The sequence below is a fragment of the Bradyrhizobium cosmicum genome, assembly GCF_007290395.2.
In the GTDB taxonomy this organism is placed as follows: domain Bacteria; phylum Pseudomonadota; class Alphaproteobacteria; order Rhizobiales; family Xanthobacteraceae; genus Bradyrhizobium; species Bradyrhizobium cosmicum.
Genome location: NZ_CP041656.2, coordinates 4,522,691 through 4,543,040, shown reverse-complemented (window position 1 = coordinate 4,543,040; position 20,350 = coordinate 4,522,691). Strand labels below are relative to the sequence as shown.

The window sequence follows — 20,350 nt, the reverse complement described above, 5'->3', positions numbered from 1 at the left end:
CGGCAGGTCGTTTGGCCAAATCATTGATTTTCCGGGAGTCGAGCGCTGGCATCCAGCTTGCATGCACTTTGGCTGTGATGCGCATGCAACCCAACGCCCAACTTGACGGCCAGCCCGTTCCCGAAGGCTCCGGCCCTGTTGCCATCGAGCTGTCCGAGGCCTCCGTGACCTTCGGGCGCGGCGACCGTGCCGTGCCCGCTTTGTCGACGACCAGCTTGCGGATCGCCGACGGCGAGTTTGTCGCACTGGTCGGTCCGTCCGGATGCGGCAAATCGACCATTCTGCGTCTCGTCTCCGGTCTGGTGCAGCCGACCAGCGGCGTCGTCATCGTCGGCGGCCGCGAGGTCGCGGCGCGGGCGCTGCGCGTCGGCATGGCGTTCCAGAACCCGACCATGCTGCCCTGGATGACGATCGAGCGGAACATCATGCTGCCGCTCAAGATCGTCGAGCCGTTCCGCTCCAACTTCCGCAAGCTGCGAAAGACCGAGTTTCGCGACAAGGCCAATGCGCTGCTGGAGCAGGTCGGCCTCAAGGGATTTGGCAGCCGCTATCCCTGGCAGCTCTCCGGAGGCATGCTCCAGCGCGCCAATCTCTGCCGCGCGCTGATCCACGAGCCGCGCATGCTGCTGCTCGACGAGCCCTTCGGCGCGCTCGACCAGTTCACCCGCGAGGAGCTGTGGGCGATCCTCCAGAACCTCTGGATGACGCACAAGCCGACGGTGCTGCTTGTCACCCATGATCTGCGCGAGGCCGGCTTCCTGGCCAGCCGCATCTGCGTGATGAGCGCGCGTCCGGGCCGCATCCTCGACGACAGCCGCGTCGCGTTCGCGCGGCCGCGCACCGTCGCCATGACCTTCGAGCCGGATTTCGTCGCGTTGAACCAGAAGCTGCGCGCCTTCATCGAGGATGCGCGCATTGCAGCTCAACAGGGAGCAGGCTGATGCTCGGGATCGATATCAGGCAGAAGGCATGGTCGGCCGGACTGATCGTGCTGTTCTTCGTCGGCTGGGAGCTGTTCTGCCTGATGACGGGCATGTCCGACCTCGTGCTGCCGCGGCCGTCGCAGGTGTTCGTGACGCTGTTTCAGCGCTTCCCGGTGCTGTGGCCGCATATCCTGCAGACACTGGGGACCACCATGCTCGGCTTCGTGCTTGGCGTCGCGCTCGGTGTCGCCCTCGGCGCCGTCATCGGCGTGTCCAGGACAGCCTACGACACCTGCTATCCGCTGCTGATCGGCTTCTCGTCGATCCCGAAGGTCGCTGTGGTGCCGATCTTCGTGCTGTGGTTTGGCTCGGGCACGGTCCCGGCCGTGCTCACCGCCCTGTCGATCTGCTTCTTCCCGATCGTCGTCAACATCGCGACGGGCCTTGCGACCACCGAGCCCGAGCTCGAGGACGTGCTGAAGGCTCTCGGCGCGAGCAAGTTCGACATCCTCTGGAATGTCGGGCTGCCCCGAACGATGCCGTTCTTTTTCGCCTCGCTGAAGGTCGCGATCTCCTACGCCTTCGTCGGTGCGGTGCTGTCGGAGACCGTCGCGTCCAATCGCGGCATCGGCAACGTCATGATGACCGCGTCCTCCAATTTCAACGTGCCGCTGGTGTTCGCCGGCCTGTTCGTGCTCGCCGGCCTCGGCGTCGCGCTCTACGCCGTATTCTCGCTGATCGAGGGGCGGGTCACCGGCTGGGCCACGCGCAAGAACGACGTGATTGCCACCTGAATTCTTGAACCATCACGCAACGAAGCTTGAGGAGGTCTCGATGTTGAGAAACGTTACTGCCGCACTGCTGGGATTGGCCCTGTCCGCGGGCGTCGCAACGGCCCAGGAAACCACGATCAAGTTCACGCTGGGCTGGAAGACGCAAGGCAGCGACGCCGCGTTCTTCTATGCCAAGGACAACGGCTTCTTCAAGGAGGAAGGCCTTAACGTCGTCATCGACCAGGGCGAGGGCTCCGGCGCCACCGTCACGCGCGTCATGTCGGGCGCCTACGACGCCGGCTTCGGCGACGTCAACGCCATCATCCAGAACGCCTCGACCAAGCCGCAGGACGCGCCGGTCATGGTCTACATGATGTGGAACCAGCCGCCATTCGCGATCGTCGCCAAGAAGACCAGCGGCATCAACACCATCAAGGATTTCGAGGGCCACACGCTCGGCGGTGCGCAGGGCACGCCGACGACGCGCCTGTTGCCGGTGTTCACGCGCAAGAACGGGCTCGACGGCGAGAAGATCAAGATCTCCAACATGGCCCCGAACCTGCAGGAGCCGATGCTGATCAAGGGCGACATCGATGCGGCCCTCGTCTTCAACATCACCAGCTATTTCAATCTCGTGCTCAATCGCCAGGATCCGGACAAGGATTTCAAATGGTTCTCGTTCGGTGATTACGGTCTCGATCTCTATTCCAACGGCGTGATGGTCTCGAAGAAGCTGATCGCCTCCAACCCGAAGGCGGTGGCGGGCCTTGTGCGCGCCATCAACAAGGGCGCGATCGCGGTGGCGAAGGATCAGAACGCGGGCATGAAGGCGGCGCTGAACTACGACAATCTGATCGACGTCGCGGTCGAGAAGCGCCGGCTGCAATATTCCTTCGACAAGCTGATCGTCTCGCCGGAGATGAAGGAGATCGGCATCGGCGACATCAAGGACGACCGCATGACGCGCGCCATCGGCATCGTGGTCGAGGGCTATCAGCTCGCCCGCGCGCCGACGCCGGCAGAGGTGTTCTCGCGCGAGTTCCTGCCGCCGCGCGCGGAGCGGGAGTTGGTGTATACTGCCAACTGATTTTGGAGAGGCGCTCATGGCCACGGAGATTGCGGCAACCAGCCTGTCCCGTGGCCCTGATCGCGGCATCAGCGACAATGTCGTGCTGCGGCACGATGGCGGCGTCATCACCGGCATCTCGGAAGGAGCGGGGCATGGGCCTCGCTCCTTCGTCATTCCCGCCTTCGTCAACGCCCATGACCACGCCCGCGCCACCGCATCGTCCTTCGGCGCGGTGGGTATGCCGCTGGAAAGCTGGATCTTGCGGACCGCGCTCGGTTCGCCGGTCGATCCGTATCTGACCGCGGCCTCCGCATTGGCACGTTCCGCCAAAGCCGGCTGCGCGGCGATGATGGTGCACTACACCCGCCCGAGCGGGACCATGCCTCTGCTGGACGAGGCCAAGGCGATTGCCAGGGCCGCGTCCGACGTCGGCATTCGCATGGCCTTTGCGCTTGCCGTGCGCGACCAGAATCCGATCGTCTACGGGGACGCCGAACCGATTCTCGCAGAACTCCCCAGCGACGAGCGCGAGACGATCGAAGACCTGTTCGTCCGCGCGCCGATGTCGCCAAAGGCGTATATCGAGCTGACCGACGCCATTGCCGCCGCCATCGCCGGTCCAATGGTCGACGTGCAACTCGGGCCAGCCGGGGTGCAATGGTGCTCGAAGCCCTTGCTGGAAGCGATCGCGGAGAACTCGGCGCGAACCGGCCGCCGCATCCACATGCATCTGCTGGAGACCGTGTACCAGCGCGCCTGGGCCGACCGGCACTTTCTAGGCATGGTGCGCTGGCTCCGCGACATCGGCTTCCTCTCGGAGCGGCTGACGCTGGCGCATTGCATCCACGCTCGGCCGGACGAACTGGAGATGATCGCGGCCTCTGGTGCGCGCATCGTCACCAATTTCAGCTCGAACATGCATCTGCGCTCAGGGCTTGCTCCGATCGCCGCCGCGCATAAATGCGGCTGCGCCATCGCCGTCGGCGTCGACGGGCTGGCGCTCGACGAGGACGACGACATCCTGCGCGAGATGCGGCTGGTGCAGATGGTCCATGGCGGCCTCGGCTTCAAGGCGACATGGACGCCGGCCGAGCTGTTCGCGCTTGCGATCCGCAATGGCCGCCGGGCGACTGGCGCACCTGGAAGCGGCGAGCTCAGTCCCGGCAACCCGGCGGATTACGTCGTGATAGATCTCGACCGGCTCGACCGCGACCGGATCATGCCGGTTGATCCCATGGCGCTGCTGTTCGCGCGCGGGAATGCATCGCTGGTGAAGGAGGTCGTCGTCGCCGGCAAGACCATCGCGCGGGACGGGGCCTGTGTTGGCGTTGACCTTCCGGCGATCGAACAGGAATTGCGGGCCATGTACCGCGCCAATGCCGGCAAGCTCGGAGGCTTTCAGCGGATGTGGCCGTCGCTGTCGGAGCGGCTATCCGGCTGGTTCGAGCAGCAGCTCACCTGCGAATAGGATGGGGCGCGGCGCCCCTGTTCAGGCCGATATAAAACCGTGATAGCTGATAGGCGGAACCTCGTCTGGCGGTTGGTTCGGCGCTGGGCTACACCGTGTGCGGCCGCGCGCCGACGTGGCCCATGATCCCCTCAAGGAGCCCCCGATGCGTCTTCCCGCCATTCTCCTCGCCGTCACATGTCTTGCCGGGGGCGCCTCCGCCGAAGACCTGTCGGGAACGCTCCAGAAGGTCAAGGAGACGAAGAAGATCACGCTGGGTTACCAGGAAGCGTCCGTGCCGTTCAGCTACCTCGACGGCAACCAGAAGCCTGTCGGCTTCGCCATGGACATCTGCCTGAAGATCGTGGACGCCGTGAAGAAGCAGCTCGGCATGCCCGACATCGGCGTCGAGTATCTCGCGGTGACCTCGTCCAACCGCATACCGCTGATGGTCAACGGCACGCTCGATCTGCACTGCTCGGCGACCACCAACAATGCCGACCGCCAGAAACAGGTCGCGTTCACCAACACGCATTTCCTCAGTGCGACGCGATTCGCAGCCAAGAAGGCGGCGAAGATCAACACCATCGACGATCTCAAGGGCAAGGCCGTCACGGCGGTGGCAGGCTCGGTCAATTTGAACCAGCTTGCCAAGGTCAACACCGAGCGCAATCTCGGCATCAGAATCATGCCGGCCGTGGATCAGGCCGAAGCGTTCCTGCTGCTGGAAACCGATCGCGCCCAGGCCTATGCGCTCGACGATGTGCAGCTCGCAGTCGCAATTGCCCGCTCGAAGGAACCGGCGATGTTCATGATCAGCGAGGAGGCGTTCTCGAAGCCGGAGCCTTTCGGAATCATGCTGCGACGGGAGGACGCGCCGTTCAAGGCGCTGGCCGATCGCGCCACGGCAGAGCTTTACGCCAGCCCGGAGATCGAGGTCCTCTACCGGAAGTGGCTGGAATCCCCGACGCCGCCGAACGGCCTCAACTACAACGTCCCGATCTCGCCAGCCCTGCGCAATGCCTTCCAGAAGCCGAGCTCCAGCGCCGATCCCGATGTTTACGTGGTGAACTAGGCGAGGGCGCTAGCGCGTCGGCGGCATATCCAGCAACTGGCCGACCAGCCCGCCGCTCACCAGCGGCGCGCTGGTGTTGGCGCCGGACATCGGCGGCTGAGACCCGAGTCCCATCTGCGTTGTCCTCGGTCGCTTTTGCGTGAACAGCTGCAATATGCCGGGCTATATAGTTGCAAACTAATAGTTCGCGTCCTATCTAATTGGCATGGCTCCCTCGCAGGCTCACATCCATGCCGAACTCGGCAGGCTCATCGCGCGCCTGGCCCGCATCTGGCGCCGCGAGTCCGACCAGGCCCTGTCCGATCACGGCCTGTCCTATGCGACCGCGATTCCGCTTCTGGTGCTGTCAAGGCAGGGTGAGAACGTCCGTCAGGGCGTGCTCGCCGACGAGCTCGGCATCGAGGGGCCGTCGCTGGTGCGCCTGATCGACCTGCTCCAGGCCGAGGGGCTGGTCGAGCGCAGGGAAGACCCCACCGACCGCCGCGCCAAGACGCTCCATTTGACCAAGGCGGGCGAGGCCAAGGTCGAGGAGACCAACCGGGTGCTGCGCCGGGTGCGGGCGAGCCTGTTGAAGGATATCGGCGCGGACGAACTTGCGATAACCTTCGAGACGCTTCAGCGCATCGAACGGCGGGCCGGTCGCCTGCAGGACGGCAAGACCGGTCCAGAGGCGAAGTAGCCATGCGCGCAGACGAGCCTTTTCTGGTCCGCCACGCGGACCTCATTTTCGCGTTAAAGACGTTTGCCGCGTCAATTCTCGCGCTCGTCATCGCATTGGCCATGGACTTGCCGCGGCCCTATTGGGCGATGGCGACGGTCTACATCACGTCTCAGCCGCTTGCGGGCGCAACGAGCTCGAAGGCGTTCTTTCGCGTCATGGGCACGCTGGTCGGCGCGATCATGACGGTGGCGCTGGTGCCGAACCTGATCGATGCGCCCGAGCTGCTCTGCCTCGCGATCGCGCTCTGGGTCGGGCTCTGCCTTTATCTGTCGCTGCTCGACGGCACACCGCGCAGCTACGTCTTCATGCTGGCCGGATACACCGTGGCGCTGATCGGCTTTCCTTCCGTGTCCGAGCCAGCCGCCATCTTCGACACGGCGGTGGCGAGGCTGGAGGAGATCTCGCTCGGCATCATCTGCGCCAGCCTCGTTTCCACCATCGTGTTTCCCCGCAGCGTCGCGCCCGCCGTCGCGCACCGCGTCGACAACTGGTTGTCCGATGCGCGCAATCTCAGCCGAGCCGTGCTGCTGCGCGACGGTACGAGCGAAGCGCACCGCGCCAGGCGCCTCAAGCTCGCAACCGACATCGTCGAGATCGATACGCTTTCGACCCATCTTGCCTATGACCGGCTGGCGGATCGCAATGCCGTAAGCAACCTCGGCGAGATCCGTCTGCGCATGCTGATGCTGCTGCCGGTCGTCGCCTCGCTCGAGGACCGTCTGGCCGCGCTGGGGGAGGAGGCCCTGCGCCGGCAGCCGGAGCTGAATCGGCTGCTGGAGGATCTTGCGCAATGGATCGTCAGCGACGTCGGTGCGCGGCAGCCGGCCGGGCGGATCCGCTCCATGATTGCGGAGCGACAGGCGGTGCTCGATGACGACGCCTCCTGGGAGCGGATCATCACCACCAGCCTGTTGTCGCGGCTACGCGAGCTGGTCGACCTCTCGCGCGACTGCCGCGCGCTGACCGAGGCGATTGCCGAGGGCCACGACGTCTCGACACTCGATCTTGCTTTTCATCCCGAGACCGGCGCCGCGCCCGTGCGCCACCGGGACCGCGGCCTTGCGCTGTGGTCCGCGGCCGGTGCGGCCGGCGCCATCCTGATCTGCTGTGCGTTCTGGATCGGCACCGGCTGGCCCGACGGCGCGTCGGCCCCGATGATGGCGGCGGTGGCGTGCTCGTTCTTCGCAGCCCAGGACGAACCCGCGCGCTTCATCCGCAGTTTCGGCCTGTGGTCGCTGGTCGCGATCGTGGTGGTCGCGATCTATCTGTTCGCGCTGGTGCCGGCGATCTCGCATCTCGAGGTCCTGGTCGTGGCGCTGGCCCCGGCGTTCCTGCTCTATGGCTTTCTGATCGCGCGGCCGGCGACGGCCGGCACCGGCATGGCTCTCGCGGCCAATACGGCGACGCTGCTGGCGCTGCAATCGACCTACAGTGCGGACTTTGCGTCCTATGCGAACTCCGCGGTCGCCTTCTTCGTCGGCGTCGTCATCGCCGAGCTCGTGACGCGGATCGCGCGCGGCGTTGGCGCCGAGTGGATCGCCAATCGCCTGGTGCTGTCGAACTGGACAACGCTTGCGGTCGCCGCGGAACGCCGCGGCAAGGGTGATCGCGCGGAATTTGCCGGCCTCATGCTGCACCGGCTCGGGCTCCTGGTGCAGCGGATCGCCTTTCTCTCCGAGAGCGATCGCCGCGATACCGACAGCCTCGTCCAGCTCCGCATCGGCCTGAACATCATCGACCTTCGCCGGGCCCGCTACGGGCTCGCGGTATCGACCATTTCCGTGATCGACGACATGCTCGACCAGCTCGCCATCGCCTGCCGCAGATTTGCAAGCGATGGGATGCCCGTCGAACTGCTGACGAGCATCGACCGGGCGCTGGCCCGGGCGGTGAAGGATCCCAACGACAAGGCGCGGGAAGACGCCCTGATCGGCCTCGTCGGCATCCGCCGCGGCCTGTTCCCGGACGCGCCGGCCTACCGGCCGCGCGCAGGCGAGAGTGTTGCGGCATGAGATATGTGATCGACATCTATGGCGTGCTCGTGCCGGCGCTGCTGCTGTGGATCATCGTCGCCTATATCCTGAGCGCGATTCTCCGCCGGCTCATGCATCGCTTCGATCTCTACCGGCTGGTCTGGCACCGCGCGCTGTTCGACTTTGCAATTTTCGTCTGCCTTCTCGGCGGTGTCGTCTATCTCTCGGAGTATCTCTCATGAAAGGGAATTTTCCCTGGCTCGGTCGCCTCGCACTGACAGTGCTTGCCGTCGTCGCGGCGCTCGTCGTCGGCCGCGAGCTCTGGGTGTATTACATGGAATCGCCGTGGACCCGCGACGGCCGTGTCCGCGCCGACGTGGTGCAGGTCGCACCCGACGTGTCCGGTTTCGTGACGCAAGTGCTGGTCAAGGACAATCAGAAGGTCCATCGAGGCGACGTGCTGTTCCGGATCGACCGCGAACGTTTCGCGCTGGCGCTGCGGCAGGCCGATGCCGCGGTGGCCGGTCATCAGGCCACGCTCGATCAGGCCAATGCCGATCTGAAGCGCTACAGCGCGCTGACGACCGACGCGGTGTCGCAGCAGAAGCAGGAGCAGGTGCTGGCGACCCAGCTTCAGGCCAAGGCAGCCGTCGATCAGGCCGTGGCCGACCGTGCGGTGGCCCAGCTCAATCTCGACCGCAGCGAGGTCCACGCCTCCGTGAACGGCGTGATCACCAACATGGATCTGCGTCCGGGCGCCTATGTCACAGCCGGGAAGGGCGTGATGGCGCTGGTCGATACCGACACGCTGCATGTGGAAGGCTATTTCGAGGAGACCAAACTCGCGCGCATTCGTGTGGGCGACAAGGTGCAAATCCGCCTGATGGGCGAGAAGGTGACGCTGTCAGGTCATGTCGAGAGCATCGCCGCCGGTATCGAGGACCGCGACCGCGCCGACGGCGCCAGCCTGCTCGCCAACGTCAACCCGACCTTCAGCTGGGTGCGCCTCGCCCAGCGCGTGCCCGTGCGCATCGCGCTGGATCCGGTGCCGGATGGCACGGCACTGGTCGCAGGGCGCTCGGCGACGGTGGAGGTGCTGGACTGAAAGCGCAATGCGCATTGCTGCACACTCTCCCCCTTGCAAGGGAAGAAGGAAGAGAGGGCGCCGGCTGGTGAGCTGCTGCTGCCTTTCCTCACGCGTTCGAAAATTTCTTCAGCTCGAACCGTGCGATCTGGTTCCTGTGGACCTCGTCCGGCCCGTCGGCAAGACGCAGCAGACGCGCGGTCGCATAGGCCTGCGTCAGCCCGAAATCGTTCGACGTGCCGCCGCCGCCATGGGCCTGGATGGCCCAGTCGATGATCTGGCAGGCCATGTTCGGCACCGCGACCTTGATCATCGCGATCTCGGCTTTCGCCACCTTGTTGCCGACCGTGTCCATCGCGTAGGCGGCATTGAACGTCAGCAGACGGGCCTGCTCGATCATGATGCGGGATTCCGCGATGCGCTCCTGCGTCACCGTCTGCTCGGACACCGGCTTGCCGAAGGCGACGCGGCTGCGCACGCGGCGGCACATTTTCTCCAGCGTGCGTTCGGCGAGACCAATCAGTCGCATGCAGTGGTGGATGCGGCCCGGGCCGAGGCGGCCCTGTGCGATCTCGAAACCACGGCCTTCGCCGAGCAGAATGTTCTCCTTCGGCACCCGCACGTTGGTGAAGACGACTTCGGAGGCACGGTCGGGCACGCCGTAGAAGCCGAACACCGGCAGGGGACGCTTCACCTCGACGCCTGGTGTCTCCATCGGGACCAGGATCATGGATTGCTGCCTGTGGCGGTCTGGATTGTCGGGATCGGTCTTGCCCATGAAGATGCAGATCTTGCAGCGCGGGTCGGTCGCATTCGTCGTGTACCATTTACGCCCGTTGATGACGTAGTGGTCGCCGTCACGCACGATCGAGCTTTCGATGTTGGTTGCGTCGGATGATGCGACCGCCGGCTCGGTCATGGCGAAGCAGGAGCGGATTTCGCCCGCGAGCAGCGGCTTCAGCCAGCGTTCCTTGTCCTTCTCGGTGCCGTAACGCTCCAGCACTTCCATGTTGCCGGTGTCGGGCGCCGAGCAGTTGAAGACTTCGGGCGCCAGATGCGAGCGGCCCATCACTTCGCAGAGCGGGGCATATTCGAGATTGGTGAGGCCTGCGCCATGGTTCGACTCCGGCAGGAACAGATTCCAGAGGCCTTCCGCGCGCGCCAGCGGCTTCAGCTCCTCGACGACGGGATAGACTTTCCACGGCCCCAGCTCTTCGGCCTCGCGATAGAAGCGCTCCTCGTTCGGATAGATGTGCCGGTCCATGAAACTCTCGAGCTTGCGCTTGAGCTCGACGACTTTGGGCGACATCGGGTAGAGCATCTGGGTCTCCTGCAGGTCGGTCAGGGTCTGGTTTTGGGGCAGGCTGGCGCCGAATCGCGCCCAATGTTGCCCGGCATGCGCCCCATTTTTCATCAATCGGTCGGCCGCAACTTGCGTCAAGGCAGACCCGGCACGTTGCCATGTTAACGGTTATTCACAGGCTGTCTTGCGTCGTGCCGCGATTAGGAGGCGGGCAAGACAACCAGCAGCAACAAACTGCAACTGTTGCCGTCGCGGTACTGGCAATTCAACGCGTGGTGCCTAAGATCAGCCTCAATTAGAAGCAGGGGGCTGCAATCATGACAAGAGAAGGGGACTTCGGACGCGCATCCATGGGGTTCGCTCGTCTTTAGTTCGCCCATCGACCAGCCGCGGAGCGCATTTTCCTAGACCGCGCCCCGGCTCTTCCAACTCTCAATAGGTTTTCCCGTCGATCCGCTGGTGCGTGGTCGCCGGCTTCGTTCGTTCAAAATCCAGCAGGGGCTTGACCCAAATGTCGTGACCTCAAATTCAATCTAAGATAGCGCAGATATAATATACATCCTTAAATTCAGAGAAGGAAATGGACCTCGACATGCACACACATTCAGGACGCTCCGTAACTCGCTGCCGTGGATTCGCAGCCGCCGTTGCAGCGGCGAGCGCGATCATCGCCTCACCCGTTTTCGCCGGCGGTCCGCTGCCGGCCCCCGTCGTCTCCTGGACTGGCGCCTATGCCGGCGTTCACGGTGGTTGGGGCTGGGGGAAGAGCGAGTTTCGCGATCCGCTCAACAGCCCTGCCAACAATCCGTTCTTTGCCTACTACAACGGGCCGCTCGCCGGCGGGCAGCTCGGCTACAACTGGCAGCAGGGCAACTACGTCATCGGCGCCGAGATCGACGGCTCCTGGTCCTTTGTGAAGGGCAACACCAGCACCTCGCCCATCGTCACGTCGAGCACCAACAACGGGGTCGGCTACACCGCGCTTGCGACCGCAACGGGACGCGTCGGTTACGCATCGGGCCAATGGCTCGCCTACGCGAAGGGCGGCGCGGCCTATGCGCGCATGGAGCTTTCGTCGCGGTTTACGCCCGAGGTCACCAACTACGACCGAGACCTGTTCGGTGCCGTGGGCGGCGTCGGCCTGGAGGTGGCCTTCCTGCGCAACGTCTCGGCCAAGGTCGAATACAACGCGATCTTCCTGCCGACCGAGACGCTCCGTTGGGTGAGCCCGGACACCACGTCCGAGATCAAGCATTTCGTCCAGGTGGTGAAGGCCGGCATCAACATCCGCTTCAATGGCGACGATGGCCCGCTGCGCTAACGCCCCGAGATCAATCGAAACATCATTCAGCAGAAATTTGGAGAACATCATGTCCATCATTTCCAGCAACCGCCGCGCCGCCCGTATGGTCGCAGCCGCCGTCACCATCGGCCTCACCGCCGTGATCGCCGCGCCGAGCCACGCGGCTCCGGTCGAGTACGTCAAGGTCTGCTCGTTGTACGGCGCCGGCTTCTTCTACATTCCGGGCACCGACACCTGTAGCAACGCCAACCAGATCCAGACGAACCAGTTCGACATCGCGCGTGCGCAGACCCGCGCCTCGACCGGCACGGCGATGGCTGCGTCGCTCGTCGCGCCGTGGCTTCCGACCGGCACCAACTACGCGGTCTCGACCCACTGGGCGACCTATGACGGCCAGCACGCCGCGGGCTTCTCGGGCCTGGTGCGGGTCTCCGGCAACTTCGTGTTCTCAGGCGGTTTCTCGCTTGGCCTGGACAAGGGAAGCCTCACCTCCCTCACCAACCGGACGCAGACGGAATACGGCACGGCGATCCCGGCGCAATCGTGGAACGACGTCCGCGGCCTTGGCCGCGCGGGCTTCATGTACGCCTGGTGAAGCGCGCGAAACCTCACCCGATAATTCATTCCGACATTTTGAAAGATCATCTCATGACAATCTTCATCCTCCGATCGGCGCGCCGCTTCCTCGCCTGTGCTGCTGCCGTTGCGCCGGTTCTCACTGCCATGTCGCTCACCGCCACGTCCGCGAATGCGGCCGATATGACGGTGAAGGCTCCGGTCGTCGCTCCGGTGCCGCTGTGGAACGGCTTCTATATCGGCGCTCACGGCGGCTATGGCGTCGGCAGCAGCCGTCTGGTCGACCCGAGCTTCGCCTTCGCGCAAGACCGATTCACGATGGATACGAAGGGTGCGATCGCCGGTGCGCAGGTCGGCGCCAATTGGCAGTTCGACAACATCGTGGTCGGTGCCGAGCTCGATCTCTCCTGGGCGTCGATCAAGGGCAATCGCCCGGTCGATCCGGCGAACCCCATTTTGTCCGGCCTCTCAGTGTCGTACCAGGCACTGGCGACGGGTACCGGTCGCATCGGCTACGCATTTGATAACGCGCTGGTCTACGCCAAAGGCGGCGTGGCATGGGCCAATATTGCTTACCAGGCCTTCGTCGGCACGCCCGTTCCGACCGACATAAACCATCAGCGGACCGGTTTGACCGGCGGCGTGGGCCTTGAATACGCGCTGACGCGCAATCTCTCGGCGCGACTGGAATACGACTATTTGTATTTCGCTCCAGCTGCGCTCGCGTTGTCGACACGGATCAGCACCCAGAACGTCGACCATGAGCTGCATCTCGTGAAGCTCGGCGTGAACTACCGCTTCAACGGCGATGCCATCGTTGCTCGTTACTGAGCCGCGTTTTCATCATTGATTGGAGACAACCATGTGGAAGCAAATCAACGCGGCACGAGGCGTCCTCGGGCGAAGCTTGCGCGCTTTGCTCGCGACTGCGGTCCTTGCTCTGGCGATCCCGACGCCGGGCCATACCGCGGTCGAATACGAAAAGGTCTGCTCGCTCTACGGCGCCGGCTTTTTCTACATACCCGGAACCGACACCTGCGTGAATGCGCAGCAGACCGTGCAGAGCCAGTTCGACATTGCACGACAGATCACGCGTGCAGCGACTGGAACGGCCATGGCCGCGTCGCTCGTCAATCCGTTCCTGCCTGACGGGACCAACTATGCGATCTCGACCCATTGGGCCGTGTTCGACGGGCAGCATGCCGCCGGAGCCGTCGGCATGATCAGGATCCAGGGCAACCTGTCCCTGACCATGGGCATCGCGTTCGGTCTCGATCGCGGCAGCCTGACGTCCAACTCCAACCGGACCGCGACGGAGTTCGGCGTGGCGATCCCGGCACAGTCGTGGAGCGACATCAGGGCACTTGGACGGGTCGGCCTCCAGTATTCCTGGTAGCCGGTCCCAAACGCGAAGGCGCCGCCCGGACGATCGACTTGACGTCCGGGTGGCGCAGATCTCGAGAGCGAAGGGAAGGGCTGCCTAGACGATTTCGAGATAGTCCGGGCCGGGCAGCTGCGGGAACGGCGCCGTCGGCAGCGTCTGATACCAGAACGCGACCGAGGCGATGTCGTCCTGCAGCGGAAGATACCTTGCCTCTTTGACACCCTGTAGCCACCCCAGCGCCTGGATCGTCACGCGCAGGTCGGAGCCGAAGCGTATCGGATCGGGGATGTGCCAGCGGTACATACCGAACCGCTGCTGCGACTTGTAGACGCCGTCGGGGCGGATCACCTGCGGCAGGCCGGCATAGGGCGTGGTGAATTCCTGGTAGCGCGATTGCCCTTGACCGCCATGCGCGACATGGGGATCGAAATTATAGGCGCCGCAAAAATAATCCTCGGTGCCGGTGCCGCAGATGGTCGGGAATTCGCCGTCGCCGTCGAGGAAGAACTTGATCTCGCCTTCGCCCCACCAGCCATTGTTGTTGACGCCCCAGGCCATGTAGGTGCCGACATAATGACCCGCGCCATGGACGCCGTCGAGGATGGTGTAGACCTCCTTATACGGCAGCGGATTGGTGCGCCGGAACTGCGCATGGAAATAGGCGCAGTCTTCGGGCACGTCGGTCAGCGCATAGTTGATCTGGTAGTAGACGGTGAGGGCCTCCTCGCTGCGGTTCTCCAGCGTGAAGCGCGCGCGCTTGCGGAACGGCATCTCCCAATAGCAGTTGAAGGCGCGGCCGGGATTGACGCAGACCGCGAGCGAGGACACTTGCGCGAACTCCTCCCAGCCGCAGGCGAAGAAATCGCCGGCCGGGCATTCGACGCTCGGCAGCGTCTGGTCGTCCCAGTAGACGCGCAGGATCGAATGGCGCAGCCGCCCGCGCGCCAGCGTCATCCAGATCTGCTGGATCGCGCCTTGGCCTACGATGTCGGCGAGCGTGAAGGTCGCGCCCGGCTCGATCACGACATAGGGCGAGACCTTCCAGCCCCGGCCGAGGTCGCGGGCCTGCCGTGCGGCGGCGCCGTCGACCGCCATGCCGCCCTTGCCCTTCTCGCCGGTAAAGTTCTCGGGGCTGATCGAGCGCGTCTGCGCGTTCGACAGGCGCGACAGATTGCCGAGATGCAGGCCCAGTCCGGAAAACGCCATGGTATCCTCGACATGAAGTTGGCGACGTTCCGGTATATCGCTGCCGAATTGACCAAAAGATGAAGATGATCGCGCAAGGTGAGGCCTTTGCGCGACCGGGCGTCGTCAACCCGCGCGGTACTCCTTGAATTTCTCGCGCAGCGCGGATTTGAGCACCTTGCCGGTGCCGGTCATCGGGAATTCCTCCAGGAACTCGACCGCATCCGGCATCCACCAGCTCGCGATCTTCGGGCGCATGTGGTCGAGCAGTGTCTTGCCGTCGACCGTCGCGCCCTTCTTGCGGACGACGAGGAGCAGGGGACGCTCCTGCCATTTCTCGTGGTTGATCGCGACCACTGCGGCCTGCAGCACGTCGGGATGAGACAGGGCGACGTCCTCGAGCTGGATCGAGGAGATCCATTCGCCGCCGGACTTGATGACGTCCTTTGAACGGTCGGTCAGCGTCACGTGGCCCTGGCTGTCGATCACGGCCATGTCGCCGGTGATGAGCCAGCCGTCGCGGTCGAGGCCTTCCTCTAACTTCATGTAGCCGGAGGCGACCCACGGACCACGCGCGCGCAGATGTCCGACGGACTTGCCGTCCCGCGGCAGCTCATTGCCGCCGTCGTCGACGATGCGTAGCGCAGTGCCGAAACAGGCGCGGCCCGAGACCTGGCGCCGGTCGAATTTCTCGATGTCGCTGAGATGCTCCGAGCCGGGCCTCAGGCCCGGCATCGAGCAGCCCAGCGCCTCGGTCATGCCCCAGGCCTGGATGTAGTCGATGCCATAGTCGCGCTTGAGTTTCTCGACCATCGCGCGTGGCGGCGCCGAGCCCGACGACAGCGTTGCACGCAATGTCGAGAATCTGTTTCCGGTGCGGCCCAGCCAGTCGAGCAGGATCAGCCAGAAGCTCGGCACTCCCGCCGACAGCGTCACCTTCTCGCCTTCGAGCAGCTCATAAAGTTTGTCGGGCTCGTAATTGCGGCCGGGCAGCACCAGCTTCGAGCCGGTGTAGGGCGCGGTGAACGGCATGTTCCAGCCGTTGCCGTGGAATAGCGGCGCCATCGGCATCATCACCTCGCGCACGCCTTCGACGTGTCCGGGCAGGAAGTCGAAACTGCTGCAGGTCATCGTCTGCAGGATCGCCGCGCGGTGGGAGTAGATCACGCCCTTCGGATTGCCCGTCGTGCCCGACGTGTAGCAGATGGTGGAGGCCGATTTTTCGTCGAACTCCGGCCAGGCGAAGCCGGCGTCGTTCTCCTTTTCCAGCAGCTCCTCATAGCAATGCACGTTCGCAAGCCTCGTCTCCGGCATCCGCTCGCGCGATGACATGATCACATAGGCCTCGACCGTCTTGAGCTGCGGCGCGATCGCTTCGACCAGCGGCAGCGTGGCGCGGTCGACGAACAGCAGCCGGTCCTCGGCGTGATTGATGATGTAGACGAGCTGCTCGGGAAACAGCCGCGGATTGACGGTGTGCAGTACATAGCCCATGCCCGGTGCGGCATAGAACATCTCGAAATGACGATGGGTATTCCAGGCCAGCGTGCCGACGCGATCGCCTTGCTTCATGCCGAGCCGCCTGAGCGCCAGCGCCATGCGCTTGATGCGCGGGTGGGCGTCGGCATAAGAGTAGCGATGAATGTCGCCTTCGATCTCGCGCGCGACGATCTCCGCTTCGCCGTGATAGTCGGCGGCATACTGGATCAGGCCGCTGATCAGAAGCGGCATGTCCATCATCAATCCCTGCATCGTCTCCTCCAGTCCGCCACGTCGTTGCGCGGCGTATGCTTGTGATTTGCGCGGAAGGTTAGCGGAACGCCACGCGGCGTTCACGCAAAAAACGAGGGGCGTGATTGCGTGCGGCGCTTTTTCGAGGCTAACTGATCCGAGCTGCCGGCGAAGCAGCGTTCGCGGTGGAGGAGATCGATGTCAGCGGAAAGACACAAGACCGGTGCAGCCGGCGAATCTAAGGTCGACATTGACGCACTCCGCGCGCGCTATCGCGACGAGCGCGACCGCCGTCTGCGCACCGAAGGCAAGGCGCAGTATGTCGAAGTGACCGGCGACTTCGGCCGCTATCTCGACGATCCCTGGGCCGATCCCGCATTTGCGCGCGAAGCTGTCAGCGAAGAGACCGAGGTGCTCATCGTCGGCGGCGGCTTCGGCGGCCTGCTCTGCGGCGCGCGCCTGCGCGAAGCCGGCATCGACGATTTTCGCATGGTGGAAAAGGCCGCGGATTTCGGCGGCACCTGGTACTGGAATCGCTATCCCGGGGCGGCATGCGATACCGAGAGCTACATCTATCTGCCGCTGCTGGAAGAGACCGGCTACATGCCGGTGCGCAAATATGCGCGGGCTCCGGAGATCTACGAACATTCCCGCCGCATCGGCCGTCACTTCGGCCTCTATGAGCGCGCGCTGTTTCAGACCGTCATCGCGCGCATGGAATGGCAGGAGCCGGAGGGGCGCTGGCTGGTCGAGACCGATCGCGGCGATCGCATCCACGCGCGCTTCGTCATCCTGGCCGGCGGCCCGCTGAGCCGTCCGAAACTGCCGGGCATTCCCGGCATCGCGACGTTCACGGGCCACAGCTTCCACACCAGCCGCTGGGATTACGGCTACACCGGCGGGACCGCCGAAGGCGGTCTTACCGGCCTTGCCGACAAGCGCGTCGGTATCATCGGCACCGGTGCCACCGCCGTGCAATGCGTGCCGCATCTCGGCCGCTCCGCGAAGGAGCTCTACGTCTTCCAGCGCACGCCATCGGCGATCGGCGTCCGCGACGACCGGCCGACGGACCAGAGCTGGGCGCAAGGCCTCAAGCCCGGCTGGCAGCGCGAGCGCATGGACAATTTCACCGCCGTCATCTCCGGCGAGCCGTTCGAGCAGGATCTGGTGCAGGACGGCTGGACCGGTCTGCTCGGCGAGATCCTGCTGGCGCCGCGCCGTCAGCCGCAGCCGGTGACCTCGATGGAGGAGGCGCTGAAGGTGATCGAGCAGGCCGACTATCGCAAGATGGAGGAGATCCGCGCCCGCGTCGATGCCGTGGTGAAGGACGAGGCGGCCGCGGCGGCGCTAAAACCCTGGTACAAGGCGTTCTGCAAGCGGCCGTGCTTCCACGACGAATATCTCGACACGTTCAACCGCCCCAACGTGCATCTCGTCGATACCAAAGGGCAGGGCGTCGATCGCATCACCGAAAATGCCGTCGTGGTCGACGGCAAGGCCTATGAGCTCGATTGCCTGATCTATGCCAGCGGCTTCGAGGTCGGGACCGATTATGCCCGGCGCATGGGCTTCGAGGTCTACGGCCGCGGCGGCATGAGTCTGTCGGAGCGCTGGCGCGATGGTGTCAAGACGATGCACGGCTTCTACAGCCGCGGTTTCCCGAACTGCTTCCTGATCGTCACCGTGCAGGCCGGCCAGAGCGCCAATTTTCCGCACATCATCGATGAGCAGTCGCAGCACATCGCCTACGTCATCAAGGAGGCGCGCAAGCGCAAGGCGCGAACGCTCGAGCCGACGCTCGCCGCCGAGAACGCCTGGGTCGACGAAGTCGTCAAGGCCGCGCTTGGCCGCCAGACTTATCTGGCCGAATGCACGCCCGGTTATTACAACAATGAAGGCGTGTTCGATCCGATAGCGGCCAGAAACAGCCAATATTGGCGCGGGCCCATGGCGTTCCTGCGGCTGCTCGACAGATGGCGCAAGGAAGGCAGTCTGGAAGGCCTCGAACTGTCGTATGATCACGCCATGGAGTCGGCGCCTTCGTCCGGGTAAGCTCGGGCATCGGATTGCTGCAGACAGAGAGGACGTCGGACATGATCAGGGGCAGGACCGTAGCCGGGGCGGTTTTTGGGGCGATGGCGCTGCTTGGTTGCCTGGCGCCCGCGGCGCAAGCCGCGACATGCGGCAGCTCGCCGGCGGGTTTCGAGGCCTGGAAGCGCGAGTTCAGCGCGGAGGCGCAGGGCAAGGGCGTCGGGCAGACCGCGCTGTCGGCGCTGATGCAGACCAATTACGCCAGCGCCACGATTGCGGCCGACCGCGGCCAGCGCAGCTTCTCGCTGACGCTCGACCAGTTCCTTGCCAAGCGCGGCGCTACCACCATCGTGGCCAAGGGCCGGCAGCTCAAGCAATCGCAGGCCGCCTTGTTCGCCTCGATTCAGCAACGCTATGGCGTGCCACCCGGGCCGCTGATCGCGATCTGGGGCATGGAGACCGGTTTCGGCAGCCAGCGCGGCAACCAGAACATGCTGTCGTCGATCGCGACTCTTGCCTATGACTGCCGCCGTCCCGAATTCTTCACCGACCAGCTCTATGCCGCCCTGAAGCTGATCGACCGCGGCACGCTGTCGGGATCGACCCGCGGCTCCATGCATGGCGAGGTCGGCCAGACCCAGTTTATGCCGAAGAACATCCTGGCCTATGGCACCGGCAATCTCGAGGTCGCCGCCAACGCACTGAACTCGACCGCAAATTTCCTCAAGGCCCATGGCTGGCGTGCGGGAGCTGGTTACCAGCCGGGCGAGCCGAACTTCGTCGCCATCGAGGCCTGGAACGCCGCAGGCGTCTATCAGAAGGCGATCGCGCTGATGGGACGGCAGATCGACGAAGGAGGTGCGGCCGCCTCGCGTTAGCGCTCTTGTTCAGCAAGGCGTGATGCGCCGGCACAAGAAAGTTGTTGCCATCAGGAACGCACGGCATGAGGTTTGCTTTGATCAGGTTCGGGGCTGGGCATGAGGAGACTCACAATGGCAACCCAGATCGTGATGGATCAGACCGGCGATACACGCCACGAGTTTGATCCTGGCAATGCCGAAGCGCTGGCGCGGGCCGAACAGCGCTTTCGAGAGCTGACGGGAGCCGGCTTCACCGCCGCGTTCCGGACCGGGCCCGGCGACGTGACCCGTATCAAATCATTCGATCCGACCGCACAGGAAACATTGTTCTACCCCCGTCTGGTCGGCGGCTGATCCGAGCTGCTCATGTTCGCGGCATACTGGTTCCGCACGCCGGCGCGTGCGCGTCTGCATGCGCTGCGCGAACTCTACCGACGCTTCTTCGGCGAGAACACGCCGGATGCGCGGGGGCGCCGCCTTTTGGCCGAATGGCTGTCACCGGCGCAACGCGCGCAGTTCGAGCAGCATCGCTATTTCGATGTCATCGGCTGCGATACCGGCAGGACCTATCGCATTCACTACGGCACCGCCGCCAACGTTCACGAGATTGATCGCGACGGGCATCCGACGATGGGCTGGTGCTTCGTCCCGTCGGGCTTCCTGGTGCCGGGTGACGTAATGCTGGCGCAAAAGATAGCGCTCGAGACGGATGAAAAGGGCGCACTCGCGCTCGCCAACCGGTTTCCGCCGGCGACGCATTCGGAACACTTCTACCGGCGCCCGTTCTAGCGCCCGGGATGATCAGGAATGCGTGGTGCGATAGGCATCCAGCGCATGTGCCGCAAAGATACCGATGCTGCAGAGGACGAGGAGGGCGGAGATCAGCTCGATCATGACTCGTCCTCCCGCAGC

At 64.4% G+C, this 20,350-nt stretch carries 20 protein-coding genes; 17 read left to right on the top strand and 3 right to left on the bottom strand.

Annotated features, from left to right (window positions below):
* Positions 1-83: 83 nt before the first annotated feature.
* From FNV92_RS21925 to FNV92_RS21885, 9 genes are all read left to right on the top strand, one after another.
* A complete protein-coding gene (locus FNV92_RS21925) occupies positions 84-941 on the top strand; it encodes an ABC transporter ATP-binding protein (RefSeq protein ID WP_244623654.1) in 858 nt (285 codons plus the stop codon).
* Positions 941-1,717, top strand: a complete 777-nt coding sequence (locus FNV92_RS21920; RefSeq protein WP_143844599.1) for an ABC transporter permease — start codon at positions 941-943, stop codon at positions 1,715-1,717. The genes FNV92_RS21925 and FNV92_RS21920 overlap by 1 nt, the downstream gene beginning before the upstream one ends.
* 40 nt (positions 1,718-1,757) lie before the next feature.
* The gene (locus FNV92_RS21915) at positions 1,758-2,783 is read left to right on the top strand and encodes an ABC transporter substrate-binding protein (protein WP_015686865.1); all 1,026 of its coding nucleotides are present in this window, start codon (positions 1,758-1,760) and stop codon (positions 2,781-2,783) included.
* Between the two features lie 16 nt (positions 2,784-2,799).
* Positions 2,800-4,233 (top strand): amidohydrolase family protein, encoded by a 1,434-nt coding sequence (locus tag FNV92_RS21910; RefSeq protein WP_143844600.1) that lies wholly within the window; start codon positions 2,800-2,802, stop codon positions 4,231-4,233.
* A 145-nt stretch (positions 4,234-4,378) separates the two neighbouring features.
* A complete protein-coding gene (locus FNV92_RS21905) occupies positions 4,379-5,287 on the top strand; it encodes an amino acid ABC transporter substrate-binding protein (protein ID WP_143844601.1) in 909 nt (302 codons plus the stop codon).
* A gap of 205 nt (positions 5,288-5,492) precedes the next feature.
* Positions 5,493-5,966 carry a MarR family winged helix-turn-helix transcriptional regulator gene (locus FNV92_RS21900; RefSeq protein WP_015686862.1) on the top strand — a complete coding sequence of 158 codons (474 nt, stop codon included), beginning with the start codon at positions 5,493-5,495 and terminating at the stop codon, positions 5,964-5,966.
* Between the two features lie 2 nt (positions 5,967-5,968).
* Positions 5,969-8,020, top strand: a complete 2,052-nt coding sequence (locus FNV92_RS21895; RefSeq protein WP_143844602.1) for an FUSC family protein — start codon at positions 5,969-5,971, stop codon at positions 8,018-8,020.
* Positions 8,017-8,223 carry a DUF1656 domain-containing protein gene (locus FNV92_RS21890; RefSeq protein ID WP_015686860.1) on the top strand — a complete coding sequence of 69 codons (207 nt, stop codon included), beginning with the start codon at positions 8,017-8,019 and terminating at the stop codon, positions 8,221-8,223. Before FNV92_RS21895 ends, FNV92_RS21890 begins: the two co-directional genes overlap by 4 nt.
* Positions 8,220-9,086, top strand: a complete 867-nt coding sequence (locus FNV92_RS21885; RefSeq protein ID WP_143844603.1) for an efflux RND transporter periplasmic adaptor subunit — start codon at positions 8,220-8,222, stop codon at positions 9,084-9,086. The genes FNV92_RS21890 and FNV92_RS21885 overlap by 4 nt, the downstream gene beginning before the upstream one ends.
* 88 nt (positions 9,087-9,174) lie before the next feature.
* Here FNV92_RS21885 and FNV92_RS21880 read toward each other — a convergent pair whose 3' ends face one another.
* A complete protein-coding gene (locus FNV92_RS21880) occupies positions 9,175-10,386 on the bottom strand; it encodes an acyl-CoA dehydrogenase family protein (RefSeq protein ID WP_143844604.1) in 1,212 nt (403 codons plus the stop codon).
* Positions 10,387-10,960: 574 nt separating this feature from the next.
* Between FNV92_RS21880 and FNV92_RS21875 the strand changes: the two genes are divergently transcribed.
* The 4 genes from FNV92_RS21875 to FNV92_RS34635 are packed head-to-tail and all read left to right on the top strand — an operon-like array spanning position 10,961 to position 13,643.
* Entirely contained in the window at positions 10,961-11,689 is a 729-nt protein-coding gene (locus FNV92_RS21875) for an outer membrane protein (RefSeq protein WP_158324553.1), read from the top strand.
* Positions 11,690-11,738: 49 nt separating this feature from the next.
* Positions 11,739-12,266 carry a porin gene (locus FNV92_RS34640; RefSeq protein ID WP_143844605.1) on the top strand — a complete coding sequence of 176 codons (528 nt, stop codon included), beginning with the start codon at positions 11,739-11,741 and terminating at the stop codon, positions 12,264-12,266.
* Between the two features lie 53 nt (positions 12,267-12,319).
* The gene (locus tag FNV92_RS21865; protein WP_143844606.1) at positions 12,320-13,078 is read left to right on the top strand and encodes an outer membrane protein; all 759 of its coding nucleotides are present in this window, start codon (positions 12,320-12,322) and stop codon (positions 13,076-13,078) included.
* A 31-nt stretch (positions 13,079-13,109) separates the two neighbouring features.
* Complete coding sequence (locus FNV92_RS34635) at positions 13,110-13,643, top strand: porin (RefSeq protein ID WP_416377732.1); 534 nt, start codon at positions 13,110-13,112, stop codon at positions 13,641-13,643.
* An 84-nt stretch (positions 13,644-13,727) separates the two neighbouring features.
* Here FNV92_RS34635 and FNV92_RS21855 read toward each other — a convergent pair whose 3' ends face one another.
* A complete protein-coding gene (locus tag FNV92_RS21855) occupies positions 13,728-14,837 on the bottom strand; it encodes a glycoside hydrolase family 172 protein (RefSeq protein ID WP_143844607.1) in 1,110 nt (369 codons plus the stop codon).
* A 105-nt stretch (positions 14,838-14,942) separates the two neighbouring features.
* A complete protein-coding gene (locus FNV92_RS21850; RefSeq protein WP_143844608.1) occupies positions 14,943-16,568 on the bottom strand; it encodes a long-chain fatty acid--CoA ligase in 1,626 nt (541 codons plus the stop codon).
* A gap of 177 nt (positions 16,569-16,745) precedes the next feature.
* On the opposite strand from FNV92_RS21850, the gene FNV92_RS21845 reads away from it, so the two are divergent.
* The 4 genes from FNV92_RS21845 to FNV92_RS21830 all read left to right on the top strand — a co-directional run bounded on the left by FNV92_RS21845 (position 16,746) and on the right by FNV92_RS21830 (position 20,227).
* On the top strand, positions 16,746-18,599 hold the full coding sequence (locus tag FNV92_RS21845) for a flavin-containing monooxygenase (RefSeq protein ID WP_143844609.1): 1,854 nt from the start codon (positions 16,746-16,748) through the stop codon (positions 18,597-18,599).
* 41 nt (positions 18,600-18,640) lie between these two features.
* A complete protein-coding gene (locus FNV92_RS21840) occupies positions 18,641-19,456 on the top strand; it encodes a lytic murein transglycosylase (RefSeq protein WP_143844610.1) in 816 nt (271 codons plus the stop codon).
* A gap of 114 nt (positions 19,457-19,570) precedes the next feature.
* The gene (locus FNV92_RS21835; protein WP_143844611.1) at positions 19,571-19,792 is read left to right on the top strand and encodes a hypothetical protein; all 222 of its coding nucleotides are present in this window, start codon (positions 19,571-19,573) and stop codon (positions 19,790-19,792) included.
* A 12-nt stretch (positions 19,793-19,804) separates the two neighbouring features.
* Complete coding sequence (locus FNV92_RS21830; RefSeq protein ID WP_143844612.1) at positions 19,805-20,227, top strand: hypothetical protein; 423 nt, start codon at positions 19,805-19,807, stop codon at positions 20,225-20,227.
* Positions 20,228-20,350: the final 123 nt, after the last annotated feature.